The organism is Saccharothrix hoggarensis, assembly GCF_042678885.1.
GTDB classification, from domain to species: Bacteria; Actinomycetota; Actinomycetes; order Mycobacteriales; family Pseudonocardiaceae; genus Actinosynnema; species Actinosynnema hoggarensis.
This window is the reverse complement of sequence record NZ_JBHTLK010000270.1, coordinates 1-8549: the sequence shown is the minus strand read 5'-3', so window position 1 is coordinate 8549 and position 8549 is coordinate 1. Positions and strand designations below refer to the sequence as shown.

General features: G+C 73.2%; 9 protein-coding genes and 1 pseudogene. 1 reads left to right on the top strand and 9 read right to left on the bottom strand.

What is annotated here, in order from left to right; all coding sequences use genetic code 11:
* The first annotated feature begins 256 nt into the window (after nucleotides 1–256).
* Nucleotides 257–1147: an HAD family hydrolase gene (locus ACFQ3T_RS31750; RefSeq protein WP_380728995.1), complete on the top strand. Its 891-nt coding sequence runs from the start codon at nucleotides 257–259 to the stop codon at nucleotides 1145–1147.
* Between the two features lie 28 nt (nucleotides 1148–1175).
* Here ACFQ3T_RS31750 and ACFQ3T_RS31745 read toward each other — a convergent pair whose 3' ends face one another.
* The 9 genes and pseudogenes from ACFQ3T_RS31745 to ACFQ3T_RS31705 all read right to left on the bottom strand — a co-directional run.
* The gene (locus ACFQ3T_RS31745; protein ID WP_380728993.1) at nucleotides 1176–2264 is read right to left on the bottom strand and encodes a lysophospholipid acyltransferase family protein; all 1089 of its coding nucleotides are present in this window, start codon (nucleotides 2262–2264) and stop codon (nucleotides 1176–1178) included.
* A 45-nt stretch (nucleotides 2265–2309) separates the two neighbouring features.
* The gene (locus ACFQ3T_RS31740) at nucleotides 2310–3347 is read right to left on the bottom strand and encodes an NAD-dependent epimerase/dehydratase family protein (protein ID WP_380728991.1); all 1038 of its coding nucleotides are present in this window, start codon (nucleotides 3345–3347) and stop codon (nucleotides 2310–2312) included.
* A gap of 245 nt (nucleotides 3348–3592) precedes the next feature.
* Nucleotides 3593–3694: a 30S ribosomal protein bS22 gene (locus tag ACFQ3T_RS31735; protein ID WP_015105422.1), complete on the bottom strand. Its 102-nt coding sequence runs from the start codon at nucleotides 3692–3694 to the stop codon at nucleotides 3593–3595.
* A 122-nt stretch (nucleotides 3695–3816) separates the two neighbouring features.
* Nucleotides 3817–4020, bottom strand: a complete 204-nt coding sequence (locus ACFQ3T_RS31730; protein ID WP_053722699.1) for a helix-turn-helix domain-containing protein — start codon at nucleotides 4018–4020, stop codon at nucleotides 3817–3819.
* A 120-nt stretch (nucleotides 4021–4140) separates the two neighbouring features.
* Nucleotides 4141–4953 (bottom strand): pyrroline-5-carboxylate reductase, encoded by an 813-nt coding sequence (gene proC, locus ACFQ3T_RS31725; RefSeq protein ID WP_380728989.1) that lies wholly within the window; start codon nucleotides 4951–4953, stop codon nucleotides 4141–4143.
* Between the two features lie 91 nt (nucleotides 4954–5044).
* Nucleotides 5045–5851 carry a thioesterase family protein gene (locus ACFQ3T_RS31720; RefSeq protein WP_380728987.1) on the bottom strand — a complete coding sequence of 269 codons (807 nt, stop codon included), beginning with the start codon at nucleotides 5849–5851 and terminating at the stop codon, nucleotides 5045–5047.
* Between the two features lie 8 nt (nucleotides 5852–5859).
* The gene (locus ACFQ3T_RS31715; protein ID WP_380728985.1) at nucleotides 5860–6783 is read right to left on the bottom strand and encodes a proline dehydrogenase family protein; all 924 of its coding nucleotides are present in this window, start codon (nucleotides 6781–6783) and stop codon (nucleotides 5860–5862) included.
* Between the two features lie 97 nt (nucleotides 6784–6880).
* Nucleotides 6881–7666, bottom strand: coding sequence for a sugar phosphate isomerase/epimerase family protein (locus tag ACFQ3T_RS31710; RefSeq protein WP_380728983.1), 786 nt, complete (start codon nucleotides 7664–7666; stop codon nucleotides 6881–6883).
* Nucleotides 7663–8549 (bottom strand): annotated as a pseudogene (locus tag ACFQ3T_RS31705) (hypothetical protein); the annotation flags it as partial. The pseudogene ACFQ3T_RS31705 and the gene ACFQ3T_RS31710, both read right to left, overlap by 4 nt.

The window sequence follows — 8549 nt, the reverse complement described above, 5'->3', positions numbered from 1 at the left end:
GCGCCACCGTCCACATCGGACCTGGGCTCGGCGTCGGCCGTCGTGCCGCCCGCGCCCGGCGCCACACCCGGCACGAGCACGTCGGACGGCGTGCCGGCGCGGACCACCGCGCCGTCGACGCCCGCGCCGTCGCCTACCACCACGTCCCCCGGTCCGCCCCTCCCGCTGCCCACAGTGACACTCCCGTCGCTGCCCCTGCCCGGCCTCGGCGGCTGATCGCTACCCTGTCCACCATCGGACCGCGGGAGGCGCTGACGTGGTGAAAAGGCGTGTGGTGGAGGGCTCGGCCGAGCGGGAGAGGCTTGCCGCCCTGGCCGGCGAGGCTTCGGCCGAAGCCGCGCTGGCGGTGGTCGGGCCAGCCGGGAGCGCGCCCACCGACCTCACCGCCGCCGCCTTCTTCGACGTCGACAACACCATGATGATGGGCGCGTCGATCTTCCACTTCGCCCGCGGCCTGGCCGCGCGCAAGTACTTCAAGAACTCCGACCTCGCCGGGTTCGCCTGGCAGCAGTTGAAGTTCCGGGTCGGCGGCCGCGAGGACCCGCAGAGCGTCGCGGCGTCGCGCGAGCAGGCGTTGTCGTTCGTGGCGGGCCGGTCGGTGGCCGAGCTGATCTCGCTCGGCGAGGAGATCTACGACGAGCTCATGGCCGACCGGATCTGGACCGGCACGCAGGCGTTGGCGCAGATGCACCTCGACGCCGGGCAGCGGGTGTGGCTGGTCACCGCGACGCCCGTGGAGCTCGCGACGATCATCGCCCGGCGGCTCGGCCTGACCGGCGCGCTCGGCACGGTGTCGGAGCACACGGACGGCATCTACACCGGGCGGCTCGTCGGCGACCTGCTGCACGGCCGGGCGAAGGCGCACGCGGTCCGGGCGCTGGCCGCGAAGGAAGGTCTGGACCTGCGCCGCTGCACCGCGTACTCCGACTCGGTGAACGACGTGCCGATGCTGTCGGTGGTCGGCACGGCGGTCGCCGTGAACCCGGACTCGGGCCTGCGCGAGACCGCCCGCAAGCGCGGCTGGGAGATCCGCGACTTCCGCACCGGCCGCAAGGCGGCCAAGATCGGCGTGCCGTCCGTGCTGGGCGCGGGCGCCCTGGCCGGCGCGGTGGCCGCCACCCTGGCCTACCGCCGCCGCGACCGCTGACCACGCCGGCGGGCGCACCGCCCGGGGCTCAGCCCAGGAAGACGTTGCGGCGCTGGGTGAGCAGCCGGTAGAGGGTCTGCTGGATCGTCTCGCGCACCTGGTCGGTCAGGTTGAACACCAGCATCGGGTCGTCCGCCGCGTGCTCGCCGTACACGTCGGTCCGGATCGGTTCGCCGAACTCGATGTACCACTTCGACGGCAACGGGATCGCGCCCAGCGGCCCCAGCCACGGGAAGAACGGCGTCACCGGGAAGTAGGGGAAGCCGAACAGCCTGGCCAGCGCCTTGATGTCGCCGATCTTCGGGTAGATCTCCTCGGCGCCGACGATCGAGCACGGGATGATGGGCACGCCGGTGTTCAACGCCGCCGAGACGAACCCGCCCCGTCCGAAGCGCTGGAGCTTGTAGCGGTCCTTGAACGGCTTGCCGATGCCCTTGAAGCCCTCCGGCCACACGCCGACGAGCTGTCCGGACGTGAGCAGCCGCTCCGCGTCCGGGTTGCACGCCAGGGTCTGCCCGGACTTGCGCGCCAACGCGCCGAGCACCGGCGTCTTGAACACCAGGTCCGCGCCGAGCATCCGGAGGTGGCGGTGCTTCGGGTGGTCGGCGCGCAGCGCGAACGCGGTCATCGTCGCGTCCAGCGGCAGGGTGCCGGAGTGGTTGGCGACGATCAGCGCGCCGCCCTCGCCCGGCACGTTGTGCATGCCGATCGTCTCCACCCGGAACCACTTCTCGTACAGCGGCCGCAGCGGCGGCATCAGCACGTGGTCGGTGAGGTCCGGGTCGAACCCGAACTCGTCCACCTGGTAGTCGCCCTGGAGGCGGCGGCGGGCGAAGCCCACGAACTCCGCCAGGCGGTCCTCCCAGCCCGCGCGCGTCGGCTCCGCGGCGTGCGCCCCCTGCGACGGCTCCCGCGCGGGCCCGGACGACTCGGCCCCGGACGACTCGGCCCCGGACGACTCGGGCCCGGACGACTCCGGCCCCGACGACTCGGGCCCGGACGCCGTCGGCTCCGCGAGCGACGCCGCCGCGGCCCGCGCGTGCTCCGCCGACCCCCGCCGTCGTCGGGGAGCCTCCCGGTCCGCACCGTGCAACGGGATCACCCGCGCCTCTGCCACGTGTCCACCTCCTCCGTCTGGTTGCCGACTCCGCCGGCGTGCCGTCTAGCGGAACCTGGCCGCCGTGTCGAGCACGCGCCGCTCGACCGCCGCCACCAGCTCCGGGTCGATGAGCGGGCGCAGCGCGCGACCGCTCACGTAGTCGTCGAACGCCTGCTGGGTGGTCCACCTCGGCGTGAAGCCGAACTCCCGCTTCAGCAGGGTCGTGTCCACCACCCGGCCCCAGTTCAGGAACCGCATCTGGTCCGGGGAGAAGTCCACCAGCCGGGCGCCGCGGAAGAACCGGCCCATCGTGGGCACCGCGACGCTCGGCACGGGCAGGTTCACGCGCCCCGCCCGGCGGATGGCCTGGGAGAGCAGCAGCACGCCGTCACCGCCGACGTTGTACACGCCGGGCAGGTCGTGCAGCGCCGCGCGCTCCAGCACGGCCAGGGCGTCCTCGGAGTGCAGCAGCTGCACCCTGGCGTCGTACCCCAGCACCGTCGGCACGACGGGCAGCGCGAAGTACCTGGTCAGGACGGTGTCGATGCGGGGGCCGATGAAGTTCGTGAACCGCAGGGCGGTCACGTCGACGTCCGGCCTGCGCCGGGCGAAGCCCCGCACGTACCCCTCGACCTCGACCGCGTCCTTGGCGTACCCGCTGGACGGCAGGTCCTTCGGGCCCATGTCCTCGGTGAACACCGCCGGGTCGCGGGAGCTGGACCCGTAGACCGCGCTGGTCGACTTCACGACCAGCTTGCGCACGTGCGGCGACTTCTGGCACGCGGCCAGCAGCTGCATCGTGCCGATGACGTTCATCTCCTTCATCACGGTCCGGCCGGTCGGGCCGGCCGGGTTCGCGGTCACCGACGCGTGCACGACCGTGTCGACGTGCGCGGTGGCGATGACCTTCGCGATGAGGGGGTTGCGGATGTCGGCCCGGACGAACTCGGCGCGGCCCATGCGCCGCAGCAGGTCGCGCGACGGCGGCTCGGTGTCCACGCCGAGCACGCGTTCGATGTCCGGGTTCGCCGCGAAGCGCGCGGCGAGGTGGCCGCCGAGGTAGCGGCTGCAACCGGTGACGAGAACGACCTTGGGCGCCATGCGACTCCCTGTGCGCGGGTGGTGCGACTCGCACGATGCTAGCCGGGTTGCCGAAGTCGCGATCGCCGGCGGAACGCGGTCTTGACGCAGGTCACCACGCCTCTACCGGTGAATCACCCGGATGGCGGGGTGCGGGCCGGCGCCGCGCGCGGTGGTCGTGGAGCCGCGCGAGGGGCCCTGGAACGACAACACCGCCAGTCCCGGGCCGGTTGGCCGGGGACTGGCGGTGCGAGAACCCGCAGGGGTTACTTGCCGCGCTTCCTGCGCTGAACCCGCGTCTTGCGCAGCAACTTGCGGTGCTTCTTCTTCGACATGCGCTTGCGGCGCTTCTTGATGACCGAGCCCATGCGGGTTCCTTCACTACTAGACGTTGGTGGTCTCCACGCGCCGGTGGAGACACCCGTCAAGTGGGCGCGCCGACACCAGGCACGAACGGCCTATGAGTTTACCCGCCCGCCCGCACCGGCTCTCACCCGGCGTCGAAGTAGGCGTTGCGCAGGTACTCGTGCACCGCCTTCTCCGGCACCCTGAACGACTTGCCCACGCGCACCGCCGTCAGCTCACCCGAGTGAACCAGCCGGTACACCGTCATCTTCGACACGCGCATCATCAGCGCGACCTCGGCGACCGTCATGAATCTGACTTGACCGAGCGACTTCTCCTCCGCAGGCATGGATCACCGCGTCCTTCGACACGCGTCGTGCCGTCGGCTTCCCCACCGACGGTTCGACACGCACGTGCTCCTCTGAGGGTAACGGGACACGTGGGACTGGTGCGACGGCCAATGGCGGTATCAGTCCGCCTGGTGGTCGCGTCCCAGTTCCACCGAACGGTCGCGGGCCGCCTCGATGGCCGCCAGCATCGCCGCGCGGACGCCGTGCTTCTCCAGCTCGCGGATGGCCATGATGGTGGTGCCGGCGGGCGACGTGACGGCCTCGCGCAGGATCACCGGGTGCTGGTCGCCCTCGTTCAGCATGGTGGCCGCGCCCACGGCCGACTGGATGATCAGCCGACCGGCGAGGTCGCGCGGGATGCCGAGCAGGATGCCCGCGTCGATCATGGCCTCGACCAGGTAGAAGAAGTAGGCGGGCCCGGAGCCGGACAGCGCGGTGACGGCGTCCTGCTGGCTCTCCGGCACGCGGGCGACCTGGCCGACCGTGGTCAGCAGCTCCTCGACCAGGTTCAGGTGGTCGTCGGTGGCGTACCGGCCGGCGGAGATGGCGCTCATCGCCTCGCCGACGAGCATCGGCGTGTTCGGCATGACCCGGACCACCGGCGTGCTGTCGGGCAGCCTGCGCTCGTACAGGGCCGTCGGGAGGCCCGCGCACAGCGACACGACGAGCGTGCCTGGCTTCAGCACGGGCGCCAGCTCGTCCAGCAGCGGCTCGATGTCCTGCGGCTTGACGGCGACCACGAGCACGTCGGCCCGCTGCGCGGCGGCGGGCACGTCCACGCCCTCGACGCCGTAGCGGGCGGTCAGCGCGGCGGCCCGGTCCGGGTGCTTCTCGGTGAACAGCAGTTCATCGGCCTTGCGGCCCCCCTGGAGCAGCCCGGACAGCAGGGCTTCCCCGATCTTGCCAGCCCCCAGCACGGCGATGGTCGTCATGCGCCAAGCCTGCCACGCCTCCACAAGCCGAAATCCGGTGGTCGGGGGTTCGGCGGCGCAGGTCAGAGGTTCGGCGGCCCGGACCGGGCGCTCAGACGGCCGGGGTCAGCGCCAGCTGCCGCGCCTGGCACACGAGCCGCCCGGCGGAGTCGATCACCACGGCGTCCTCGTCGAACCACTGGCCGTGCACCGCGCTGCACGACACCCGCACGCGCAGCCACCCCGGCGCCGGGTTGGCCCGCAGCAACGCCGTGAGCTGCACCGTCGGCGACCACCCGAACCGGCCGAGGTTGAACGTCACCGGCATCGAGATGTCGCCCGCGACCAGCGCGAAGTACGGGTCCGGCCGCTCCGCCAGCGGGCGCACCCACAGCCGCAGCACCAGCGGGTCGCCGACGCGTCCCTTCAGGAACCCGGCGCCCTCCTGGTCCAGCCGCACGTCGCACACCGAGCCCAGCTTGTACACGCCGCCCGCGCCCATCGAGGCCAGGTCGATCGCGTCGATCGGCGGCGCGGCGGGCATGTCCGGCAGGTCGACGTAGTCCGGCGCGGCCGTCGGCATCCGCCCGACCGTCACCACGGCCTCCACGCAGCTGCGCCCGCGCTGCTCCAGCGTCGACGTCACCACGGTCGCCGTCCGGCCCGCCTTGCGCACCTGCGTGCGCAGCAGCACCGGCCCCACCTCCGGCGCGCGCAGGAACTGCGTGCTCACGGCGAGGGGCGCGAGGTCGTCGGCCGCGGGCACGGCCGCGCGGGCGCTGTCCACCGCCGCCCGCGAGACCAGGGCCAGCAGGAACCCGCCGTGCGGCTTGGGGCCGACGGTCCACTCCGCGGGCAGGGACGCGGTGTACGTGCCGTCGCCCAGGGGGCGGACCGCACTGGCTACCGAGAAGGACACAGGGCTCCTCACGAACGGCTCACCAGCGAGCGCAGGAAGAAGGCGACGTTGGCCGGCCGCTCGGCGAGCCGGCGCACCAGGTACCCGTACCACTGCTCGCCGAACGGCACGTAGACGCGCACGACGTGCCCCTCCGCGGCGAGGTGCAGCTGCTCGCCGGGCCGGACGCCGTACAGCATCTGGAACTCGAAGTCCTCGACCGACTTGCCGTGCCAGCGGGCGCGTTCCCCGACGATCTCGACCAGGCGCGGGTCGTGGGTGGCGAACATGGGGTAGCCGGAGCCGGCCAGCAGGACGTTGGCGCAGCGCACGTAGTTGAGGTCGACCTGGTGGGGGTCGACGTAGGCCACCGACGCGGGCTCCGCGTACGCGCCCTTGCACAGCCGGACGCGGGTGCCCGCCAGCTCGCGGCAGTCGTCCAGGGTGCGGCGCAGGCACGCCTGGAGCACCGCGCCGGCCCACGGCCAGTGGCGGCGCAGCTCGGCGAGCACGCGCAGGGTCGCGTCGGTGGTGGTGTGGTCCTCCATGTCGACGGTGACCGTCGTGCCCGCCTGCTCGGCGGCGGCGCAGATCCGGGACGCGTTGTCGAGCGCCAACGTCTCGCCGAGGGCCAGGCCCACGGCGGACAGCTTCACGCTGACCTCGGCGTCGGCGGCCAGGCCCAGGTCGTGCAGCTGGTCCAGCAGCTCCAGGTAGGCGCGCACGGTCCGCTCCGCCGTGCCGCGGTCCGCGGTGCCCTCGCCCAGGTGGTCGAGGGTGACGCGCAGCCCGTCCTGCCCGACCAGGCGGCTCGTCGCGTCGATCGCGTCGGCGGTGGTCTCGCCCGCCACGAACCTGCGCACGACGTCGCGGCTGACGGGCGCGCTCGCGACGACCCGGCGCACCGCGTCGTTTCCCGCGGCGGCGAGGACCAACGTGCGCAACGGATTCACGATCAAGACCCTAGCCGTTGGGCCGGGCGTCAGCGGAGGTGACTTCGCGGGCACGGCGGCGCGCGGCGCGTGGACGCCCGGTTGCCGGCCGGCGGCGTCAGAGGTGCAGGCGGGCGAACAGCAGGGACTCGGCCAGCAGCTCGGCGCGCTCGGCCGTGGTGCGGGCGCGGCGGGTGTTGACCTCCAGCACGACCTGGCCGGAGAAGCCGGTGCGGCTCAGGTGGGACAGCAGCTCGGCGCACGGCTGGTTGCCGCGGCCCGGCACCAGGTGCTCGTCCTTCGGCAGGCCGGACCCGTCGGCCAGGTGGACGTGGGTGAGCCCGTCGCCCATGCGCTTGGCCATCTCCATGACGTCCGTGTGCGCGGCCGACGCGTGAGACAGGTCCAGCGTGTAGTTCCGGTGCCCGACGTCGGTCGGGTCGATCGACGGCCGGAACGCCGTGACCTGCACGGACCGCCCCCGGCCGAGGGGGCGCCGGACCGGGAACATGTTCTCCACCGCGATGGCGACGCCGCTGGAGTCCTCCAGCGAGGCGACGAGGTCGGCGAACCCGTCCGCGTACTTGCGCTGCCACAGGAACGGCGGGTGCAGCACGACGGTCCGCGCGCCGAGGTCGCTCGCGGCCCGCACGCTGCGCCGCAGCCGTTCCGCCGGGTCCGGCGACCACACGCGCTGGCTGATCAGCAGGCACGGGGCGTGCACGGCGAGCACCGGCACCCCGCTGCTCTTCGCCAGGCGCCGGAGCGCGTTCACGTCCTGGCTCACCGGGTCGGCCCACACCATGACCTCGACGCCGTCGTAGCCGAGGTCGGCGGCGGCCTCGAACGCGGCGCCGGCGGGCTGCGGCCACACGGCCGCGGTGGACAGGCCGACCGGGATCAAGACTTCACCAGGAGCATCGCGGCCGGGGAGACCGTCACGATCAACCCGACGAGCACGGCCAGGATGGTGGTCTGGAGGTCGTCCGCGCGGCGGATCTTGCGGACCATCATCACCAGTCCGACGGTCACGCCCAGCGCCACGACCAGCGCGGCGGGCGCGGCCGTGCTCCACAGGAAGTTGAAGCCGAGCCACAGCGCCGCGCCGCCGATCACGCCGACGGCGAGCTGGCCGACCATGACCAGCCACTCCTTGCCGGCGGAGCGGTCCGCGGGCCGTTCGTCCTCGACGTCGACGTCGACGTCGGCCAGGCCGGCGGGCTCGTCGTCGAAGTCGCGCCGCTGGAAGTCGCGGCGGCTGTCGTAGTCGTCCTCGTCGTCCTCGTCGAGGTCGACGTACGGGTGGAACTGGGTGCTCTCCGGCTCGGCGGTCGCGCCGGGCTCGTCGTCGTCGCCGAACCAGTCGTCGGCGGTTTGGTCGGGCAGCGGGTCCGGCAGCTTCGGCGGCGCGGGCGGCACGATCAGCACCGACTCGGTCGGCAGCGACTCCAGCGGCACGTTCGGCGTGAGCTTGTCCGGGATGCGCGGCAGCACCTCGGTCACCGGCTCGCGCGCGGGCGGCTTCACCACCGGCGGCTTGCCGGCGGGAGGCTTGCCGGCGCCAGGCGCGGGGCGCACCAGGTTCGACCGCGACGGCTCCGGCGCGACCTGGGGTTTCGGCGGCTTGGGCCGGGACGGCTCAGCCGGGAAGTCCGCCACGATCGGCGGCACGACCGTGGTCTCCTCGGCCGGGTCGACGTCCGGCGCGCGCCGTCTGCCCGGCTCGGCCTTCGGCGGCTCCAGGCGTGCGGCGGGCGCGTCGGGACGGGTCGGCGGCGGGTCGAGGC